The following is a 19,445-nucleotide window of genomic DNA, read 5'->3' on the forward strand; positions in this document are numbered from 1 at the left end:
GAGTGACAGAAGGCCCCACCCTACTGCCGCACATCAGGAGCGATAAGCGCACCAAGGAGGGATTCGTGTTGTCGCTCGAAAGGATTACCGGGCGCTCTGGCCTGGGTATGGGCGGGGGCATGAACCGTGTGGATGGCGGGTTATCAGGGCCATGGATGGCGAGCGTCAAGACTGTTGCAGTTTTTACAACAGTCCTTGTCCCGAAGCGCTATTACTCATCTTGTCGCAAACGACTATTCTTGCCGGGCTTTCAGGGCAAACGGCCCGCTTCCCCAAACGGAAGAAAAGCCAGACTCAAATGGATTGATGTCTTTTTTCAATCTGTTACCGGTGTTCACTGACGTTGATTTGTCGCTCCTTGATCCAACGTCTTACTTCAGCCGCTGCGTTTGCAGCGGCTTTTTTTTGCCTGAAATAAAACGGGGCGCCATCAGCGCCCCGTAAGATTCAAACTTTTTCAAGCAATGATCACAGGCTGTACTTCTGCAAGTTGGCCATCATCTCCTTCAAGGCCTCGATATTGTCCTTGGGATGAGCCGCCCCTTCGAAGTCGCAGATCTGCTGCCAGTGCGCCGCCACATCGTCCGGTGAAAAACCGGCTTCGGGATCAAAGCCCATACCCAGGCTGCGCTCCCAGCGGGTCTTGCCGATCCAGCCACCGCCCACTTCAAACAACCCCGAAGTTTCCTGGCACGCTTCGCTGCCCAGGTACACCACCAGCGGGCTGACCAATTCCGGCTTGAGGCGCTCGAACACTTGCGGCGGGATCAGGCCTTCGGTCATGCGCGTGGCGCCAGTGGGGGCGATGGCGTTGACCAGGATGTTGTTCTTGCGTCCCTCCAGCGCCAGGGTACGGGTCAAGCCGTACAGGCCGAGCTTGGCCATGCCGTAGTTGGACTGGCCGAAGTTGCCGTAGATGCCCGAAGTGGACGCGGTGAAGATCACCCGGCCATAGCCTTGCTCACGCAGATGGGGCCAGGCGGCGCGGGTGACTTTGTAGGCGCCTTCGACATGCACCCGGTAAACCAGGTCCCAGTCGGCGTCTTCCATTTTGTGGAACGTTTTGTCGCGCAGGATGCCGGCGTTATTGACCACTACGTCGATGCGGCCAAAAGCGTCGAGGGCGTTTTGCACAATCTTGTCACCATCGGTGACAGAGTCGTGGTTGGCTTCGGCAATACCACCCGCCTCGCGGATCTCGGCCACTACACGGTCGGCCGCCGAAGCACTGGCGCCTTCGCCTTGGGTGGAACCGCCGAGATCGTTGACCAGCACCTTGGCCCCATGTTTAGCGAACAACAGCGCATGGGCCCGGCCCAATCCGCCGCCGGCACCGGTGACGATCACGACCTTATCCTGGAACTGCACTGACTCACTCATACCGAACTCCAATGGCGACAATGGGAATGGGTCGAGTGTCAGGCACAGGGCTGCCGGTCACAATAAAGACAGCCAAGGCTGAATGGTGCTCGATAAGGCAGGGGGATGATCCTAAGGCTCAGGAATAAGCCATGCGGGTTTCAACCTGCCCAATCCGATCACGAAACGCCTGGTAATGCTTGAGCACCTGCACCGGCGCTTCAATCTGCGGGTAGTGGCCGATGTTGGCCAGTAACACCGTGTCGGCATGGGGCACCAATTGGTGGTAACGCTCCACCATATGGACACCGGAGATCGGGTCGATCTCGCCGTCGATCACTCGCAATGGCACGTCACCCTGCTGCATCGCCGCCACCCAGCGATCACGCAGGCGCCGACGCTGGGGAATGTAGGCGATCAGCTTGTGCAGGATGCGCGTGCCATCGTTGCAGTCGATCAGGCTCCAGAAATCGTCCAGTGCGCTTTCGCTGGGGCGGGTGTTGGGGCCGAAGATCTGGCCGAAGCTGTCGGCCAGGGCATTGCGCCCGAATGCGCGGCCGATCATCCAGCCCAACGGGCTGAGCAGGAGTTTTTGCACCAGCGCCGGGCGATGGGTTTCCGGGAACAGCCCGCCGTTGAGAAACACACAACTGGCCATCTTGAATCGGCCTTCATAGTGCCGGGCCAACAGTTCCTGAGCGACGCTGTCACCGTAGTCGTGGGCCAGCACGTGCACCGGCTGATCCACCCGCAGATGCTCCAGCAAAGCCTGTTGCAAATCCGCCTGTTCCAGCAAGCAGTAGCCATGGTCCAAAGGCTTGGCTGAATCGCCGAAACCGAGCATGTCGCAGGCGATGACCAAGTTGTGCTGGGCCAGGGGTTGCCACAGGTAATGCCAGTCCCAACTGGCGGTGGGAAAGCCATGGATCAGCAGCAACGGTTCGCCCTGCCCCGACACCCAGTAACGGATGGTGCGTCCGTGAAATTCGAAACTCTGGCTGCGTTTGCGCCAGGCTCTGAGCGGGATCTCGGCAAGTGGCATCAGCTTCTATACCCAGGATCTTGAGCATCCAATTTGCGCAGCAACGCCGGCCAGGCCAGCGCGCCCCCCATACCTTGAGCGCTCTTGGTGACAGCAGCGACCATGGCTTTGGCGCCCGCAAGAATCTGCGGACCAATGGCGATCAATTCAGCGCCGCCGTTTTGCGCCAGCACCTGGATATCGCAGGCGCGCTGAAATGTGAACATCATCAGGAACGTGTCGGCGATGGTACTGCCACAGGTGAGCAGGCCATGGTTGTGCAGCATCAAGAAATTATTGTCGCCAAGGTCGGCTTGCAGGCGGGCCTTTTCCTCGTGGTTCAGCGCGACGCCTTCATAGGCGTGATAGGCCAGGCTCGACAGCACGAAGATCGATTGCTGGCTGATCGGCAGCACGCCCTGTTTCTGTGCCGCCACCGCCACACCGGCGGCAGTGTGGGTATGCAACACGCAGGTGACATCGTGGCGAACTTCATGGATCGCGCTGTGGATCGTGTAGCCCGCCGGGTTGATCTCGTAGGGGCTGTCCATCAGCTTGTTGCCGGCCTGGTCGACCTTGACCAGGCTCGACGCAGTGATCTCGTGGAACATCAGTCCGTAGGGATTGATCAGGAAATCATCGGTGCCCGGCACCTTGGCCGAGATGTGGGTGAAGATCAGGTCGTCCCAGCCATGCAACGCCACCAGGCGATAGCAGGCCGCCAGGTCGACACGGGCTTGCCACTCGGCAGCACTGACCTGATCTTTGACATTCTGTGGCGGCACAACAGGGGCTAGGCTCACGGTAACGACCTCCTTGGCGCACTTCTTATTATTTTTCGAGTGATGGGCCAGTCTAGTCAGACGCCCTGGCGGACGGAGTTGCCTTCGCAGCCAGCTTGATGACCGTACGAGTCAGCTATGAGAATAGTTTAGATCTATACAAACGGCGTCAAAGAGACGCCGTCAATAAAGGGACTGAAAACCGCTGGAACCGCTCAATCAAGCGCGCAGTGCAGTGACCAATTCTGCCAACCACGGCTCGGCATCTGCTTCCGGCGTCACGCTCTCGCTGGCGTCCAGGCGCAACATGGGCAGTACTTCGCGCACGCCCAACTCGCCAAACAGCTCGCGCATTTGCTCACCGCCACCACAAAAGGTGTCGCCATAGCTGGCGTCGCCCAAACCGATCACCGCACCGGGCAAACCGCGCCAGGCCGAAGGCAGTTGGTCGCGAATCGTGGAATACAACGGTTGCAGGTTATCGGGCAGTTCACCCATGCCGGTGGTCGAAGTCACCGCCAGAAACGCCTCAGGGGCAAACGCCTGCACATCCGCCAGGGTCGCGCGCGGGTTGTGCCAGGCTTCAAAACCAGCGTCTTTGAGGATGCCGGCGGCGTGGCGGGCGACTTCTTCAGCCGTGCCGTAGACCGAGCCGGAAAGGATGGCGACTTTCATCAATCTGATCCTGTAGTTGAGCGAAAGCCTGGGATATTAACAGCGACGCAAATATTTCGGGGCGCACCGTGCAAGATTCACGACTTGCCATAAACTGCCCATTCCAACAACACGCCACGGACCGCTCAATGATTAACGCCAAGCTGATGCAGATGGTGATCGACGCTTCCAACGAAGGCATCGTGGTCGCCGAACGCGAAGGCGATGAAAAGCCCCTGATTTATGTGAACCCGGCCTTCGAACGGATGACCGGCTACACACTGGATGAAATCCTCTATCAGGACTGCCGCTTCCTGCAGTCGGGCGACCGTGATCAGCCAGCGCTGACGGTGATTCGGGATGCTTTGGCGAAGGGTGGTTCGTGCCGGGAAACCCTGCGCAATTACCGTAAGGACGGCAGCCATTTCTGGAACGAACTGTCGCTTTCAACGGTGTTCAACACGGCTGATAAGCAAACCTATTTTATCGGCGTACAAAAAGACGTCACGCTCCAGGTCAAGGCCCAGCAGCGTGTCGAGCAATTAGAAAGCGAACTGGCCCAAGTCAAAGCCGAACTGGCCGCGTTCAAGTCGACAAATGGATTGAACAAAATTTAGAAAATACGGCCATATGAGCGGATAATGGCACTTTAATGCCCCTCTATTGAGCAAGCACAATGCAACGCGATGCGCTTCTGACCAAGGATGAGCTGGATTTCATTCAGAACATGCAACACAACCCGCAACTTAATCTGCGGGATGCGTCGTCGAGCCTGACCGTCAACGGCGGTGCGCAGATTCGCGACTTGCTCACCCGCCTGGCCGCCCACGACCATGTCACCATCCAAGCGCAGTTCGACAACCAGCAACTGACCTTTCCCCTCCAATTGGTGGAGGATGAGTTCAATGCAGTGCATCTGCGTCTGGGTGTGCCGAGTATTTTTGAAGACGGCCCGGTGATCCGCGCCTGGCGCCTTGCACTTGAAGCTCCGGTGGCCCTGGAGAACATCAAGGGCACCGCAAGTGCGCTGTGGGTGCATGAGGTGTCATTCAAGGGCGTGCTGGTGGAGATTCGTGGCCGGATCAAACCACCAAAAACTTTTTCCCTTTGGTTCAGCCCTTCCGGCTATGAGCGCATTGCCCTGCGCGGCGCCTTTGAGAGGGAAACCGCGCGGGGTTTGTTTGCCTATCGCCTCAGTCAAAGCGATGCGGATGAAATCGAACGCCTGCGCCAGTTCATCCTGCATCAGCACCGCCTGGTGCACCCGCAGATGCACGCCTGAGTTCAGGTATCCAGGTTACCGCTGAGGAACTGCTGCAAGCGGCGTTGCATCTGGCGCCCTTCGCTGCCCAGACAACCGATGGAGGAACCTGCCAGCGCGCTCTGCGCCAGGTCCGACACTGCGCCAGCAAGAAATAACGGGCAATCAAGGGTCAACGCCAACCGATTGAGGCGGCCAGCCAGATCAACGTTATGGGAGTGGTTGGAGAAGATGATCAGCGCCTGGGGATGAGTCTTTTCACATACGAGGGTCAGCTCATCAAACGGCTGCCCCATCCCCAGCACCTTCACGACCAGGTCATCGCTGCTCATCAACAGCGCCGCCACCAGCAACTCCAGTTTGCGGCATTCGCCGGGTATGGCTGACAGCAATACCCGAGGCGCAGGCGACAGTGTCGCCGCTTGCAGGCGCTGAAAGGCATGGATACGCAAGAAGGCGTCGAAAAACAGCCATTCGCTGGCTTGACCAAAACGCCCCTGGTGGCGCAAGAGCTCGTTCCAGAGAGGCATCAGGATCTCTTGGAACGCCACGTTGAGGGGATAGGTAGCGAGAATCTGGCCATACAGGCTTTCCAACTGACGGTCGTCAAAGGCCTTGACCGCCAGCAACAGCCTCGCCCGCCATTGCGGCAATTCGCTTTCCTCGACTGAGTCGCGCTCAGCGCGAATCGCTTCGGCCTGCTGATCGTCGCGGGCGAGAATCTTGCCGACCTTGCTCACCGCCACGCCACGTTCAATCCAACCAAGAATGCGATTGACCGTCTCAATATCGGCCTTGGAGTAGAGGCGGTGCCCACTTTCGGTGCGGATGGGCTGGATCAGGCCGTAACGACGCTCCCATGCACGCAAGGTGACCGGGTTGACGCCTGTCAATCTTGATACATCACGAATTGGAAAAAGCTCAGCGCAATCAGGCGAATCCAGAAGCGAAATGCTGTCAGCAGGAGCAGTAATCACGGGCATTCAAGACCAACAAACCAGCGGTAATTGGGCGGTCATTTAACGCCTATAGACTCCTCTTTTTCAAGGTGTGTACTTTTCGGACCAATGTCGCTGGCGTATTTCGGCAAAACCGGAATAATCCTTGCCTGTTTTTTCTACGTCGCTGCAACACCCCGCAGCTTCGTTTGTGCGCCACCTACCCGGATCAGCGCACCCGTACATTTGGAGATACACAATGTCTACCTCTCCCGTCACCTTGATGGTTGCGCGCCGCGTCGCCAAAGGCCGCTACGAAGAACTGATGGCCTGGCTGCGCGAAGGCGAGCAATTGGCTACCGACTTCCCCGGTTATCTGGGCTCCGGCGTACTTGCACCGCCGCCCAACGATGACGAATTCCAGATCATTTTCCGCTTCGCCGACGAAAAAACACTGCATGCCTGGGAATTCTCCGCCTCCCGTTGTGCCTGGCTTAGCCGCGGCAGCGATTTGTTTGCCGACCCCTCCGAGCACCGTGTGCGCGGCATCGATGGCTGGTTTGGCGCCGCGGGTGCCCGTCCGCCGCGCTGGAAGCAGGCCGTGGCAATCTGGCTGGCGTTTTTCCCGGTGTCGCTGCTGTTCAACTTTGTCTTGGGGCCATTGCTCAATGGGCTCGACCTGGTGCCTCGCGTACTGGTCAGCACGATGGCACTCACGCCTCTGATGGTTTACTGGTTCATTCCGCTGTCGACACACCTGCTGGCGAACTGGCTGCATCCCACGCCTGCACCGCGCAAGGCCGCCGAAGCGGCGGCGTGAGTACAGGGGCGACCCGTCGCTGGTATGATTTGCGCCTGCCAGCGACGCGAGCCTCCCATGACTGCAAAGAACGCCCCGATCCTGATCACCGGCGCCGGCCAACGTGTCGGCCTGCATTGCGCCCAGCGCCTGCTGGACGAGGGCCAACCGGTGATTTTCAGCTACCGCAGCGAACGCCCCGGCGTACAGGCCCTGCGCGAGCGTGGCGCGATCGGTGTGTTTGCCGACTTCTCCAACGAAGCTGGGATCCTGGCGTTTATCGCTGAACTGAGTACCCACACCCAAAGCCTGCGCGCGATCATCCATAACGCCTCGGCCTGGGTCGCGGAAACGCCGGGCGACGAAAGCCGCGCGTTTACCGATATGTTCAGCGTACACATGCTTGCGCCGTACCTGATCAACCTGCATTGTTCGACCTTGCTGCAACGCTCTTCACCTGCCGATATCGTGCATATCAGCGATGACGTGGTGCGCAAGGGCAGCCGCCAGCACATCGCCTACTGCGCCACCAAGGCCGGGCTCGACAGCCTTACGCTGTCGTTTGCCGCGCAGTTCGCGCCGCTGATCAAAGTCAACGGCATCGCCCCGGCGATGGTGATGTTCAACGAAGACGACGACGCGGCCTATCGCACTCGGGTGTTGGCCAAATCAGCCCTGGGCATCGAGCCCGGACCCGAGGTGATTTACCAGAGCGTGCGCTACCTGCTGGACAACCCCTATGTCACCGGTACCACCCTGACCGTCAACGGCGGGCGGCATATCAAGTAAGCCGTTTGTGAGGATGTTGTATGACCTTATCCCTGCCCCACCATTACCGCGAGATCCTCAAGAACCTGGGCGAAGACCCGGAACGCGAGGGCTTGCTCGACACCCCCAAGCGCGCCGCCAAGGCCATGCAGTACCTGTGTCATGGCTATGAGCAGAACCTCAAAGAAATCGTCAACGGTGCACTGTTCGCCTCCGACAACGACGAGATGGTGATCCTCAAAGACATCGAGCTGTATTCGCTGTGCGAACATCACCTGCTGCCCTTTATCGGCAAGGCCCACGTGGCCTATATTCCGACCGGCAAGGTGCTCGGCCTGTCGAAACTGGCGCGTATTGTCGACATGTTCGCCCGGCGCCTGCAGATCCAGGAAAACCTCACGCGGCAGATCGCCGACGCCATCCAGGACGTGACCCAGGCCGCCGGCGTGGCCGTGGTGATCGAGGCCAAGCACATGTGCATGATGATGCGCGGCGTGGAAAAACAGAATTCAACCATGAACACCTCGGTGATGCTCGGCGCGTTCCGCGAGTCGAACACCACGCGCATGGAGTTCCTGCAACTGATTGGACGGAGCAAGTAGCAATGCCACAACTTCAACCAGGCATGGCGCGCATCCGGGTCAAGGACCTGTGTCTGCGTACCTTCATCGGTATCAATGAGGACGAAATCCTCAACAAGCAGGATGTGCTGATCAACCTGACCATCCTGTATGCAGCCCAGGACGCCGTGCGTGACAACGATATTGACCACGCGTTGAACTACCGCACCATCACCAAGGCGATCATCGCCCACGTGGAAGGCAACCGCTTCGCGCTGCTGGAACGCCTGACCCAGGAATTGCTGGACCTGGTGATGAGCAATGAATCGGTGCTGTACGCCGAGGTCGAAGTGGATAAGCCCCATGCGCTGCGCTTTGCCGAATCGGTTTCGATTACCCTGGCGGCCAGCCGCTGACATTGAAGTGGACCCTATGAACGATCAACAACGCCTCGAACTCGAAGCCGCCGCTTTTCGCCGGCTGGTAGCACATCTGGACAGCCGCAAGGATGTACAGAACATCGACCTGATGAACCTCTCCGGTTTCTGCCGTAATTGCCTGTCCAAGTGGTACAAAGCCGAGGCCGACGAGCGCCAGATCGAGTTAAGCCTCGATGACGCTCGTGAAGTGGTGTACGGCATGCCGTACGCCGAGTGGAAAGCCCAATACCAGAAAGAAGCCAGCGCTGACCAACAGGCAGCGTTCGCCAAAGGAAAAACCCATGACTGATTTGAACACCCTGCGCGCCAGCCTCAACAGCGGCGAACACGTCTTTGCCGACACCCTGGCATTTGTCGCGGCCGGTTACGATTACCAACCGCAGGCCTTCACCAATGGCACCGTGGAAAACGCGGCCGGGCAGAATGAAGGGTCATGCAAGACCTTGGGCTTGGCGGTGCTGGAAGGCTTGAGCGACCAAGAAGCGCTGCTGGCGTTTGGTGAGCATTACCGCTCGGTGGTGGCGACGCCTGAGGGCAGCGACCACGGCAATATTCGGGCGTTGATTGCCCATGGGTTGGCCGGTGTGAAATTCACCGCGCAGCCCCTGACCCGCAAATCCTGAGTCAGACGCGGATCAAAATGTGGGAGGGGACTTGCCCCTCCCACATTTAAATTGCACTCATAAAAAAACCGGCCTCGCAGCCGGTTTTTTATTCCAACGATTTAGAACGAAGCGTCCTTCAAACCGTCCAGGTAACGCTCGGCATCCAGTGCTGCCATGCAACCGGCACCAGCCGAGGTAATGGCCTGGCGGTACACGTGGTCAGCCACATCACCGGCAGCAAAGATGCCTTCGATATTGGTGGCAGTCGCATTGCCTTCACGGCCGCCCTGCACCACCAGATAACCGTCTTTGGCTTCCAGCACGCCTTCGAACAACGAGGTGTTCGGAGTGTGGCCGATGGCGATAAACACGCCGTCGACTTTCAGCTCGTCGAAGCTGCCGTCGTTGTTTTTCAGGCGCGCACCGGTCACGCCCATGTTGTCGCCCAGGACTTCGTCCAGGGTGGCGTTGAGCTTGAGGATGATCTTGCCTTCAGCGACACGGGCGTGCAGCTTGTCGATCAGGATCTTCTCGGCGCGGAAAGTCTCGCGGCGGTGAACCAGGGTCACGGTGCTGGCGATGTTGGCCAGGTACAGCGCCTCTTCAACGGCAGTGTTACCGCCGCCGACTACAGCGACCGGCTTGTTGCGGTAGAAGAAACCGTCGCAGGTCGCGCAGGCGGAAACGCCCTTGCCCATGAACGCTTCTTCCGATGGCAGGCCCAGGTAACGGGCGCTGGCGCCAGTGGCGATGATCAGCGCGTCACAGGTGTAGACGCCGCTGTCGCCGGTCAGGCTGTAAGGCTTTTTCGAGAAGTCGACTTGGTTGATGTGATCAAAAACGATCTCGGTTTCAAAGCGCTCGGCGTGTTCTTTCATACGCTCCATCAGCACCGGGCCAGTCAGGCCGTGGACGTCGCCAGGCCAGTTGTCGACTTCCGTGGTGGTGGTCAACTGACCGCCCGCCTGCATGCCGGTGATCAGCAGCGGCTTGAGGTTGGCCCGGGCAGCATAGACAGCAGCGCTGTAACCGGCAGGGCCGGAACCGAGAATAATCACTCGCGAATGACGGGTATCAGACATGACTCACTCCTATCGACCGCCCGGACTACAAGGCGGCTGGAATAAAAAAGGACTGCGAAGCACTTGGGGAAGGCTTTAACTCGCAGATCCTGAAAATAATGGGTGCAGCGTATAGAGGGGGGCAAGATTAAGGAAATACGGTTTAACAATCCAGCTCATAGGCGGTCTCTATGCTGTCAGACCAGCTAATCGAGGCGTTTGTTACTGTTGATGTCGCCGCTTTCGCCTCGGATACAAAGTCGGTAAGGTCGGCGCGTTCGTCATCCTGCTCGGAGTTCTCCATGCCTGCCCCTGTTCTTTCCGGCCCGCAATACCTGCGTGAAGGCCTCAAACTGGTGTTGAGCCCTGGCCTACGCCTGTTTGTGCTGCTGCCGCTGATGATCAACCTGGTGCTGTTCGTCGGATTGATTTACTTCGCCGGCCATCAGTTCAGCTTGTGGGTCGAGCACTTAATGCCGACGCTGCCGAGTTGGCTGAGCTTTTTGAATTACCTGCTATGGCCGCTCTTTGTCGTGTTGGTGGTGCTGATGGTGTTTTTCACCTTCACCATGCTCGCCAATATCATCGCGGCGCCGTTCAATGGCTTTCTCTCAGAGAAGGTAGAAGTGGTGGTACGCGGTACCGATGACTTCCCGGCCTTCAGTTGGGGCGAGTTGATCGCCATGGTCCCCCGCACCCTGGCCCGAGAAATGCGCAAGCTCGGCTACTTCCTGCCACGGGCGATCGGCCTGTTTATCCTTTCGTTTATTCCCGTGGTCAACCTGATCGCCGCACCGCTGTGGCTGCTGTTTGGCGTGTGGATGATGGCAATCCAATACATCGACTACCCGGCAGACAACCACAAACTGGGCTGGAACGAAATGCTCGCCTGGTTACGCCAGAAACGCTGGCAGAGCATGAGCTTTGGCGGGATCGTCTATCTGGTGCTGCTGGTGCCGGTGGTCAACCTGCTGATGATGCCGGCAGCGGTGGCTGGCGCCACCTTGTTCTGGGTGCGCGAGCAAGGCGCCGAGGCGATGGCGAACCCCAAGGTCACCAAGTCATAAATCCATCATCTGAATGACACAATGGCGACATGGCCCACACGGACACTGTGGGTCATGACGACAGCCTCGCTTCATATCACCCTCATCACCGAAACCTTCCCGCCAGAGATCAACGGGGTGGCCAATACCCTTGGTCGCCTGTGCGAGGGTTTGCGCGCGCGCGGCCATCAAGTCGAACTGGTACGCCCACGCCAAGGCGTCGATCAGAGCCGGCTCAGCGACGACGAACTCCTGCTGTGCCGCGGCTGGCCACTGCCGGGTTATCCGGGCCTGCAGTGGGGTCAGTCGTCGATGCACAAGTTGCTGCGCCGCTGGACACGCCAACGCCCGGACGTGCTCTACATCGCCACTGAAGGCCCGCTGGGCTTGTCGGCACTGCGTGCAGCACGGCGCCTGGGCATCAGTGTGGTCAGCGGCTTTCACACCAATTTCCAACAGTATTCGAACCAGTACGGCTTGAGCCTGCTCAGTCGAATGGTCACGCATTACCTGCGCTGGTTTCACAACCGTTCGACGTTGACCCTGGTGCCCAGCGCCAGCCAACGCCTGGAGTTGGAGCGTCGGCATTTCGAGCGCCTGGGAATGTTGTCGCGGGGTGTCGACAGCCAGTTATTCCACCCGACCAAGCGTGACAATGCACTGCGTGAAAGCTGGGGTTTAGAGAACGACGATATCGCTGTGCTGCACGTTGGCCGCCTGGCCCAGGAGAAAAACCTCGGGCTGCTCAAGCGCTGCTTTGATGCGCTACAGAAAACGTACCCATCCCGCCCAATGAAGCTGATTGTCGTCGGGGACGGCCCGCAACGTGCGCTGCTGGAGCGCGACCTGCCCGAAGCAGTATTCTGCGGCACCCAACGCGGTGAAGAGTTGGCACGGCATTACGCGTCGGGAGACCTGTTTCTGTTTCCCAGCCTGACGGAGACCTTCGGCAATGTAGTGCTGGAAGCCATGGCCTCAGGCCTTGGTGTGGTGGCGTACGACCAGGCAGCCGCAAGCCAGCACCTGCGGCACGGCTATAGCGGCGCACTGGCGATGCCGGGGGATGAAGAGGCGTTTTGCGATGCAGCCATCTGGCTGCTGGAAGAACGCGAAACGTTGCGCAGGGCCCGCCTGAATGCTCGCCAACATGCCAGTCGCCAGGGTTGGCCAGCGATTATCGAGCAGTTCGAACGCCAGTTGCGCGGTGTGTGCGAGGACGGGCACCTGGAGCCCGCCCTGACGCCACTTACACCAGAGTCGTCAACGCCTCACGACTGAATGGCAGGATGTCACCCTCACGTCCTTCACGCACCTTCACGGCCCAATCCGGGTCAACCAACAACGCACGACCTACGGCAACCAGATCAAACTCGTCGTTGTTCAGGCGCTCAAGCAGTTTTTCCAGGCTGGCCGGCTGCGCGACTTTGTCGGTGTTGACCATAAACTGCAGGAACTCGCCATCCAGGCCGACGCTGCCCACGGTAATAGTTGGTTTGCCGGTGAGTTGGCGCGCCCAGCCGGCCAGATTGAGGTCGGAACCTTCAAATTCCGGTTCCCAGAAACGTCGGGTTGAGCAGTGGAAAATATCCACGCCGGCGTCGGACAGCGGCTTGAGGAATTCACCCAACGCCTCAGGGGTTTGTACCAGACGCGCGGTGTAGTCCTGCTGCTTCCACTGGGAGAAACGGAAGATGATCGGGAAGTTCGGGCCGACAGCGGCGCGCGTAGCCTGGATCAGCTCGATGGCAAAACGCGAGCGGTTGGCCAGGCTACCGCCGTACTCGTCGGTGCGCTGGTTGCTGCCCTCCCAGAAGAACTGATCGACCAGATAACCGTGGGCGCCATGGATTTCCACGCCGTCCATGCCGATGCTTTGGGCGTCTTTGGCGGCTTGGGCGAAAGCGTTGATCACGTCCTTGATGTCCTGGGCGGTCATGCCGTGGACCACCACGTTGCCGTCCTTGAGTTTCTCCATCGGACCATAGGCCGGCACGCTGGCATCAGGCTCAGTGCCGATACGGCGCACGCTGCCGACATGCCACAACTGAGGGACAATCTTGCCGCCTTCGGCGTGCACGGCATCGACCACTTTCTTCCACCCGGCCAGGGCCGCTTCACCGTAGAAATGCGGGACATTCGGGTAGCCATTAGAGGCCTGGTGACCGACCACGGTGCCTTCAGTGATGATCAAGCCCACGCCAGCGGCCGCACGGCGACGGTAGTATTCGATGACGTTGGAATTAGGTACACCACCCGGAGAAAACGAGCGGGTCATCGGCGCCATGACCACGCGGGTCGACAGTTGCAGTGCACCGAGCTGGAAGGGTTTGAACAAGGCTTGGACGGGCATGGAGCACTCCACGGGAGACTGGGTTTATGATGCGGATAATATGAGGAGTGGAACGCGCCCGGTAGCACTATTGATTTTGGTGATTAAGGGGTAAAAGCGGTGGGGTATTTGGGCTGCTACGCAGCCCATAGCGGGAAAGGTCCGCTCACCACAAGAGAAGTGATTTAGCTCAAGGCTTTTTCGATGGCCTGGACGATCGAAGGGTCTTCTGGCGGGGTACGCGGTGAGAATCGAGCAAGGACCCTACCATCTTTACCCAGCAGGAACTTCTCAAAATTCCAGGTGATATCGCCGGGAAATTCGGCCCCCTCACCCGCCAGCAACCGGTAGAGTTGGTGACGCTCAGGGCCATTGACATCGAGCTTGCTGCCCAAGGGAAAGGTCACGCCGTAGTTCAGGCTGCAGAACTCGCGGATTTCTTCCTCGGTGCCCGGTTCCTGGCCGGCAAACTGGTTGCACGGCAGGCCCAGCACAGTAAACCCTTGGTCCTTGTACTGCTGATAGAGGTTCTCCAACGCCGCATATTGCGGGGTCAGGCCACATTTGGAGGCTACATTGACCACCAGCACTACTTGCCCCTTGAAGGGCGCCAGTGGCAACTCTTGTCCGTCCAAAGCTTTGAGTTTCAGGTCGTGGAAAGCACTCATGACGAACTCCAGATATCCCATGTTCTTAGCAAAGCGGCGCCTTGAGGTTACAACCCGCAAGCCTGCAATCATAGACGCCGATTACAAAACCCGCCTGCGGATTACTGAGCGGTCGGCCACGGCAAAATCGGAATTGCGGTCACGGCGTTCTGCGGGCTGCCCTCGATCAGGCGGTCGCTGTAGACCAGGTACACCAGGGTGTTGCGCTTCTTGTCGAGGAAACGCACCACTTGCATGGTTTTGAACACCAGCGAGGTGCGCTCCTTGAACACTTCGTCGCCGTCCTTCAGTTCGCCCTTGAAGCGGATCGGGCCGACCTGACGGCAGGCAATCGATGCTTCAGCGCGATCTTCGGCCAGGCCCAGGCCGCCTTTGACGCCACCGGTCTTGGCGCGGGACAAGTAGCAGGTCACGCCGTCGACCTTGGGGTCGTCAAACGCTTCGACGACAATTCGGTCGTTGGGGCCGACGAATTTAAACACCGTCGACACCTGGCCAACCTCTTCGGCGCTGGCCAGCAACGGCGTCAGCAACAGCAGGCCCAACGCAAACTTCACTAAACGCATCGTATATTCCTTTGGTTAGACCAGGATCAGGTTGTCGCGGTGAACCAGTTCAGGTTCGGCCATGTAACCTAATAGTCCGACAATCGCGTCAGACGATTGTCCAATAATTTTCTGTGCTTCCAGGGCACTGTAATTGGCCAGGCCACGGGCGATTTCACGACCGTCGGGCGCTACGCACACCACCATTTCGCCGCGGCGGAAGCTGCCCTGTACCAGCTTGACGCCCACCGGCAGCAGGCTCTTGTTGCCCTGGGACAGTGCCGATACCGCGCCTTCGTCCAGCACCAGAGTGCCACGGGTTTGCAGATGCCCGGCCAGCCACTGCTTGCGCGCCGCCAGCATGCCGCGTTCCGGCGACAGCAACGTGCCGATGCGTTCGCCAGCCTTGAGGCGGTCCAACACGCGCTCCAGGCGCCCACCGACGATAATGGTGTGGGCACCGGAGCGTGCAGCCAGACGCGCAGCCCGCAGCTTGGTCTGCATGCCGCCACGGCCCAGGGCACCGCCGACACTGCCGGCCACGGCGTCCAGCGCCGGGTCATCGGCGCGGGCCTCATAAATAAGCTGCGCATCGGGGTTGTTGCGCGGATCGGCGTCGAACATGCCGTCGCGATCAGTGAGGATCACCAGCAAGTCGGCTTCCACCAGGTTGGCTACCAGTGCGGCCAGGGTGTCGTTGTCGCCGAAACGGATTTCGTCAGTGACCACGGTGTCGTTCTCGTTGATCACCGGGATCACCTTGAGCTCCACCAAGGCGCGCAACGTACTGCGGGCGTTGAGGTAGCGCTTGCGGTCGGACAGGTCGTCGTGAGTCAGCAGGATCTGCGCCGTGTGGCGGCCGTGCTCGGCGAAGCTGGACTCCCAGGCTTGCACCAGGCCCATCTGGCCGATGGCGGCAGCGGCTTGCAGTTCGTGCATCGCGCTGGGTCGCGCGGTCCAGCCGAGACGGCTCATCCCGGCGGCAACCGCCCCGGACGACACCAGCACCAACTCGACACCAGCCTCATGCAAGGCCACCATCTGCTCCACCCAGACGCTCATTGCTGCGCGATCCAGGCCTTTGCCATCCGCCGTCAGCAGCGCACTTCCGATCTTTACGACCCAACGCTGCGCACCTGTCACTTTGCTCCGCATCATCTTCAACCTTAGATAGAGGGCCGCGCGACCCAGCGCTGCCCATAACGTTATTCGTGGCTACGTAATACCCAGATACCAAAACGCCGCTCATGTGAGCGGCGCTTAAGTTTACTGCAACGAATCAGTCGCGCACGTAAATGATTTCTGGACCGTCTTCATCATCCACGTCTTCTTCGTCCCAATCGTCGTCGCCGATGTCGTGGACCGACTTCACGCCGCTGCGGCGCAGGGCACGCTGGTCGTCCAGAGCTTGCAACTGGGCACGGGCTTCGTCTTCGATCTGCTGGTCGAGTTCGGCGAGTTCGGCCTTGAACACCGGGTCGGCCGCCAGGCGGTCAGCACGGTCTTCGAGGTAGCGCATGATGTCGCGGGTCAGGCGCTCGGTGCCTTCTTTGGCGATGGCCGAGATCACGTAGACCGGACCCGTCCATTCCAGGCGATCAACGATTTCCTTGACGCGCTCCTCGTGCTCTTCCTCGAGGATCTGGTCGCACTTGTTCAGCACCAACCAACGATCACGCTCGGCCAGGGCCGGGCTGAACTTGGTCAGCTCGCTGACGATCACTTCGGCGGCGTCTGGTGCACTGGTGTCATCCAATGGCGCCATGTCGACGAGGTGTAGCAGCAAACGGGTGCGGGACAAATGCTTGAGGAAGCGAATCCCCAGGCCTGCGCCGTCGGAAGCCCCTTCGATCAGGCCAGGAATATCGGCGATCACGAAGCTTTTCCAGCGGTCAACGCTGACCACGCCCAGGTTTGGCACCAGGGTAGTGAACGGGTAGTCAGCGACTTTCGGCTTGGCGGCCGATACCGAGCGGATGAAGGTACTTTTGCCTGCGTTCGGCAAGCCCAGCAGACCCACGTCTGCCAGTACTTTCATTTCCAGCTTGAGGTCACGCTGCTCGCCAGGCTTGCCCGGCGTGGTCTGGCGCGGTGCACGGTTGGTACTGGACTTGAATCGGGTGTTACCCAGACCGTGCCAGCCACCCTGCACAACCATCAGTTTCTGGCCGGCCTTGGTCAGGTCGCCAATCACTTCCTGGGTCGCGGAATCGATGATCGTGGTGCCAACCGGTACGCGCAGTACCAGGTCTTCGCCTTTTTTACCGGTGCAGTCGGTACTGCCGCCGTTGGAGCCACGCTCGGCATCAAAGTGCCGGGTGTAACGGTAGTCGACCAGGGTGTTGAGGTTTTCGTCGGCCATCATGTAGATGGAACCGCCGTCACCGCCGTCACCGCCGTTGGGGCCACCGTTTTCGATGAATTTTTCGCGACGGAAACTCATGCAACCGTTACCGCCGTCGCCTGCTTTTACTCGGATGGATACTTCATCAACGAACTTCATAACAAAACGCCTCTCGCCGCATGGACGAGCTTAAGAAACCAAGACATAAGACTCTTGCAAAAATGAGCGCAGCGACCTCAATCAGCGACCGCAAATCCAGCGCCGGAGCCCATCACAAACAGCTTTGCAAGAGACTCACCCCACAAACGAAAAAGCCCCGTCGCGAGACAGGGCTTTTCCAGCGATTTCGCAATTAAGCTGCGACAACGCTCACGTAACGGCGGTTGAACGCGCCTTTTACTTCAAACTTGATCACGCCTTCGATTTTCGCGAAGAGGGTGTGATCTTTGCCCATGCCTACACCGTAACCGGCGTGGAATTGGGTGCCGCGCTGACGCACGATGATGTTGCCCGGAATGATTTTCTGGCCGCCATACATCTTAACGCCAAGGCGTTTGGCTTCTGAGTCGCGACCGTTACGGGTACTACCACCAGCTTTTTTGTGTGCCATGAGTCAATTCTCCTAGTGAGGAATTAGGCTGAAATTAAGCCTGAATACCGGTGATTTTGATCTCGGTGTACCACTGGCGGTGGCCCATACGCTTCATGTGGTGCTTACGACGACGGAACTTGATGATGCGGACTTTATCGTGACGACCTTGGGAGATCACTTCAGCCACAACGGTAGCGCCAGCAACAACTGGAGCGCCGATGTTCACGTCATCGCCATTGGCGACCAACAGAACGCGATCAAAAGTAACGGATTCGCCGGTAGCGATTTCCAGTTTTTCGATCTTCAGGTATTCACCTGGGGCGACCTTGTATTGCTTGCCACCAGTAACAATTACTGCGTACGACATGGTATTTCTCCGATAATCCTGCTCACCCAGCGCTTTATAAGAAGAGGTATTGGCTGGCATGGCTGCATGGGATGGACGTCCCGAATGCAATTGCGTAAGGCAGGTGCTGCCCAGGAAGTTCAGGGTGCGCGATTGTACGCAAGGTAAATGGGGGTTGCAAGTGGCCGTCCATCGCGCCTTGACACTACGGGGTCAGGGTCCTAGCATGCCGCGCAACCCTTCTGGAGCGACTGTCGCTGATGCAACCCCAAGCTTTCTACCGCGCGGTCGCGGACGATTTTAGCGCCGTCGACGGCATCATCAAGCAGCAGCTGACGTCTAAAGTGCCGCTGGTCTCCAAAATTGGCGACTATATTACGTCGGCGGGCGGTAAGCGCCTGCGTCCTTTATTAGTGTTGCTGTGCGGCAAGGCCCTGGGCCGCGAAGGCGATGACCTGCGCCTGCTGGCCGCCACCATCGAGTTCCTGCACACCGCCACCCTATTGCATGACGACGTGGTCGACATGTCCGGCATGCGCCGTGGCCGCGAGACCGCCAATGCGATGTGGGGTAACGCACCAAGTGTGCTTGTCGGCGACTTCCTGTATTCACGCTCGTTCGAAATGATGGTCGAACTGGGCTCGATGCCGGTGATGAAGATCCTGTCCCAGGCCACGCGCATCATCGCTGAAGGCGAAGTGTTGCAGCTGTCGAAGGTCCGCGACGCCAGCACCACCGAAGAAACCTACATGGAAGTGATTCGCGGCAAGACCGCGATGCTCTTTGAAGCCTCCACCCACAGCGCCGCGGCATTGTGTGGCGCGACCGCCGAACAGGCCGAAGCCCTGCGCACCTTTGGCGACCATCTGGGCGTGGCGTTCCAACTGGTAGACGACCTGCTCGACTACCGTGGCGATGCTGAAACCCTGGGCAAGAACGTCGGCGACGATCTGGCCGAGGGCAAGCCGACCTTGCCGCTGATCTACACCATGCGCGAAGGCACGCCAGAACAGGCAGCTTTGGTGCGCAAGGCGATTCAGAAAGGCGGCATAGAAGACCTCGAAAGCATCCGCGCAGCCGTGGAAGCTTCGGGCTCCCTGGACTACACCGCACAACTGGCGCGTGACTACGTGGCCCGTGCGATCAAGTGCCTGGAAGCCCTGCCTGCCAGCGAATACCGGGACGCCCTGGTTGAGCTGAGTGAGTTTGCAGTCGCACGCACGCACTAAGCCATACCTGCAGACACAGACCAATGTGAGAGGGGGCTTGCCCCCGATGACGGTGTTCAGTCGATATATGACTGGCTGATCCACCGCTATCGGGAGCA

General features: G+C 59.2%; 26 protein-coding genes. 12 read left to right on the forward strand and 14 right to left on the reverse strand.

Annotated features, from left to right (window positions below; genetic code table 11):
• Positions 1-65 precede the first annotated feature (65 nt).
• Positions 66-341 carry a hypothetical protein gene (locus ACEN2T_RS24465; RefSeq protein ID WP_163033188.1) on the forward strand — a complete coding sequence of 92 codons (276 nt, stop codon included), beginning with the start codon at positions 66-68 and terminating at the stop codon, positions 339-341.
• Between the two features lie 127 nt (positions 342-468).
• On the opposite strand, the gene ACEN2T_RS24470 is transcribed toward ACEN2T_RS24465, so the two are convergent.
• The 4 genes from ACEN2T_RS24470 to ACEN2T_RS24485 all read right to left on the reverse strand — a co-directional run bounded on the left by ACEN2T_RS24470 (position 469) and on the right by ACEN2T_RS24485 (position 3,837).
• On the reverse strand, positions 469-1,380 hold the full coding sequence (locus ACEN2T_RS24470; protein ID WP_122680703.1) for an SDR family oxidoreductase: 912 nt from the start codon (positions 1,378-1,380) through the stop codon (positions 469-471).
• A gap of 118 nt (positions 1,381-1,498) precedes the next feature.
• The gene (locus ACEN2T_RS24475) at positions 1,499-2,401 is read right to left on the reverse strand and encodes an alpha/beta fold hydrolase (RefSeq protein WP_032885610.1); all 903 of its coding nucleotides are present in this window, start codon (positions 2,399-2,401) and stop codon (positions 1,499-1,501) included.
• Positions 2,401-3,183, reverse strand: a complete 783-nt coding sequence (locus ACEN2T_RS24480; protein ID WP_032885609.1) for a class II aldolase/adducin family protein — start codon at positions 3,181-3,183, stop codon at positions 2,401-2,403. Before ACEN2T_RS24480 ends, ACEN2T_RS24475 begins: the two co-directional genes overlap by 1 nt.
• 198 nt (positions 3,184-3,381) lie before the next feature.
• Positions 3,382-3,837: a flavodoxin gene (locus ACEN2T_RS24485; protein ID WP_095186375.1), complete on the reverse strand. Its 456-nt coding sequence runs from the start codon at positions 3,835-3,837 to the stop codon at positions 3,382-3,384.
• A gap of 128 nt (positions 3,838-3,965) precedes the next feature.
• On the opposite strand from ACEN2T_RS24485, the gene ACEN2T_RS24490 reads away from it, so the two are divergent.
• Together ACEN2T_RS24490 and ACEN2T_RS24495 are read left to right on the forward strand one after the other, a co-directional pair.
• Entirely contained in the window at positions 3,966-4,433 is a 468-nt protein-coding gene (locus ACEN2T_RS24490; RefSeq protein ID WP_032885607.1) for a PAS domain-containing protein, read from the forward strand.
• 59 nt (positions 4,434-4,492) lie between these two features.
• The gene (locus ACEN2T_RS24495) at positions 4,493-5,098 is read left to right on the forward strand and encodes a hypothetical protein (RefSeq protein WP_032885606.1); all 606 of its coding nucleotides are present in this window, start codon (positions 4,493-4,495) and stop codon (positions 5,096-5,098) included.
• A 2-nt stretch (positions 5,099-5,100) separates the two neighbouring features.
• Here the strand turns inward: ACEN2T_RS24495 and ACEN2T_RS24500 are convergent, their stop codons facing one another.
• Positions 5,101-6,060, reverse strand: coding sequence for a MerR family transcriptional regulator (locus tag ACEN2T_RS24500; protein WP_442117709.1), 960 nt, complete (start codon positions 6,058-6,060; stop codon positions 5,101-5,103).
• Positions 6,061-6,274: 214 nt separating this feature from the next.
• On the opposite strand from ACEN2T_RS24500, the gene ACEN2T_RS24505 reads away from it, so the two are divergent.
• Genes ACEN2T_RS24505 through ACEN2T_RS24530 form a run of 6 tightly spaced genes read left to right on the forward strand, consistent with a single transcriptional unit; the run spans position 6,275 to position 9,205 of the window.
• On the forward strand, positions 6,275-6,835 hold the full coding sequence (locus tag ACEN2T_RS24505; protein WP_095186373.1) for an antibiotic biosynthesis monooxygenase: 561 nt from the start codon (positions 6,275-6,277) through the stop codon (positions 6,833-6,835).
• 57 nt (positions 6,836-6,892) lie between these two features.
• Positions 6,893-7,603 (forward strand): dihydromonapterin reductase, encoded by a 711-nt coding sequence (gene folM, locus ACEN2T_RS24510; protein ID WP_032885603.1) that lies wholly within the window; start codon positions 6,893-6,895, stop codon positions 7,601-7,603.
• A gap of 20 nt (positions 7,604-7,623) precedes the next feature.
• Positions 7,624-8,184 (forward strand): GTP cyclohydrolase I FolE, encoded by a 561-nt coding sequence (folE, locus tag ACEN2T_RS24515; protein WP_442117710.1) that lies wholly within the window; start codon positions 7,624-7,626, stop codon positions 8,182-8,184.
• A 2-nt stretch (positions 8,185-8,186) separates the two neighbouring features.
• Complete coding sequence (gene folX / locus ACEN2T_RS24520) at positions 8,187-8,558, forward strand: dihydroneopterin triphosphate 2'-epimerase (protein WP_032857710.1); 372 nt, start codon at positions 8,187-8,189, stop codon at positions 8,556-8,558.
• Between the two features lie 16 nt (positions 8,559-8,574).
• A complete protein-coding gene (locus ACEN2T_RS24525) occupies positions 8,575-8,871 on the forward strand; it encodes a DUF1244 domain-containing protein (protein WP_010206472.1) in 297 nt (98 codons plus the stop codon).
• Complete coding sequence (locus ACEN2T_RS24530) at positions 8,864-9,205, forward strand: HopJ type III effector protein (protein ID WP_032885601.1); 342 nt, start codon at positions 8,864-8,866, stop codon at positions 9,203-9,205. The genes ACEN2T_RS24525 and ACEN2T_RS24530 overlap by 8 nt, the downstream gene beginning before the upstream one ends.
• Positions 9,206-9,306: 101 nt before the next feature.
• On the opposite strand, the gene trxB is transcribed toward ACEN2T_RS24530, so the two are convergent.
• Together trxB and ACEN2T_RS24540 are read right to left on the reverse strand one after the other, a co-directional pair.
• Complete coding sequence (gene trxB, locus ACEN2T_RS24535) at positions 9,307-10,269, reverse strand: thioredoxin-disulfide reductase (RefSeq protein ID WP_010206474.1); 963 nt, start codon at positions 10,267-10,269, stop codon at positions 9,307-9,309.
• Between the two features lie 142 nt (positions 10,270-10,411).
• The gene (locus tag ACEN2T_RS24540; protein WP_442117711.1) at positions 10,412-10,552 is read right to left on the reverse strand and encodes a hypothetical protein; all 141 of its coding nucleotides are present in this window, start codon (positions 10,550-10,552) and stop codon (positions 10,412-10,414) included.
• Between ACEN2T_RS24540 and cysZ the strand changes: the two genes are divergently transcribed.
• A complete protein-coding gene (gene cysZ / locus ACEN2T_RS24545) occupies positions 10,551-11,315 on the forward strand; it encodes a sulfate transporter CysZ (protein ID WP_032885600.1) in 765 nt (254 codons plus the stop codon). The genes ACEN2T_RS24540 and cysZ overlap by 2 nt on opposite strands.
• Positions 11,316-11,369: 54 nt before the next feature.
• Positions 11,370-12,572, forward strand: coding sequence for a glycosyltransferase family 4 protein (locus ACEN2T_RS24550; protein WP_442117712.1), 1,203 nt, complete (start codon positions 11,370-11,372; stop codon positions 12,570-12,572).
• Here ACEN2T_RS24550 and ACEN2T_RS24555 read toward each other — a convergent pair.
• From ACEN2T_RS24555 to rplU, 7 genes are all read right to left on the reverse strand, one after another.
• Positions 12,541-13,644: an NADH:flavin oxidoreductase gene (locus tag ACEN2T_RS24555; protein ID WP_032885598.1), complete on the reverse strand. Its 1,104-nt coding sequence runs from the start codon at positions 13,642-13,644 to the stop codon at positions 12,541-12,543. The genes ACEN2T_RS24550 and ACEN2T_RS24555 overlap by 32 nt on opposite strands.
• Positions 13,645-13,808: 164 nt before the next feature.
• Positions 13,809-14,291 (reverse strand): glutathione peroxidase, encoded by a 483-nt coding sequence (locus tag ACEN2T_RS24560; RefSeq protein ID WP_099602207.1) that lies wholly within the window; start codon positions 14,289-14,291, stop codon positions 13,809-13,811.
• Positions 14,292-14,392: 101 nt separating this feature from the next.
• Entirely contained in the window at positions 14,393-14,857 is a 465-nt protein-coding gene (locus ACEN2T_RS24565; RefSeq protein WP_032885596.1) for a CreA family protein, read from the reverse strand.
• Positions 14,858-14,872: 15 nt separating this feature from the next.
• Complete coding sequence (proB, locus tag ACEN2T_RS24570; protein ID WP_005791305.1) at positions 14,873-15,991, reverse strand: glutamate 5-kinase; 1,119 nt, start codon at positions 15,989-15,991, stop codon at positions 14,873-14,875.
• 124 nt (positions 15,992-16,115) lie between these two features.
• Positions 16,116-17,339, reverse strand: coding sequence for an Obg family GTPase CgtA (gene cgtA, locus ACEN2T_RS24575; RefSeq protein WP_015885843.1), 1,224 nt, complete (start codon positions 17,337-17,339; stop codon positions 16,116-16,118).
• Positions 17,340-17,532: 193 nt separating this feature from the next.
• A complete protein-coding gene (gene rpmA, locus ACEN2T_RS24580; RefSeq protein ID WP_003176049.1) occupies positions 17,533-17,790 on the reverse strand; it encodes a 50S ribosomal protein L27 in 258 nt (85 codons plus the stop codon).
• Positions 17,791-17,824: 34 nt separating this feature from the next.
• Positions 17,825-18,139: a 50S ribosomal protein L21 gene (gene rplU, locus ACEN2T_RS24585; RefSeq protein WP_003176051.1), complete on the reverse strand. Its 315-nt coding sequence runs from the start codon at positions 18,137-18,139 to the stop codon at positions 17,825-17,827.
• Between the two features lie 239 nt (positions 18,140-18,378).
• Between rplU and ACEN2T_RS24590 the strand changes: the two genes are divergently transcribed.
• Positions 18,379-19,347, forward strand: coding sequence for a polyprenyl synthetase family protein (locus tag ACEN2T_RS24590; protein ID WP_032885595.1), 969 nt, complete (start codon positions 18,379-18,381; stop codon positions 19,345-19,347).
• Positions 19,348-19,445 lie beyond the last annotated feature (98 nt).

This window comes from Pseudomonas sp. W22_MBD1_FP4 (genome assembly GCF_052113765.1).
GTDB classification, from domain to species: domain Bacteria; phylum Pseudomonadota; class Gammaproteobacteria; order Pseudomonadales; family Pseudomonadaceae; genus Aquipseudomonas; species Aquipseudomonas sivasensis.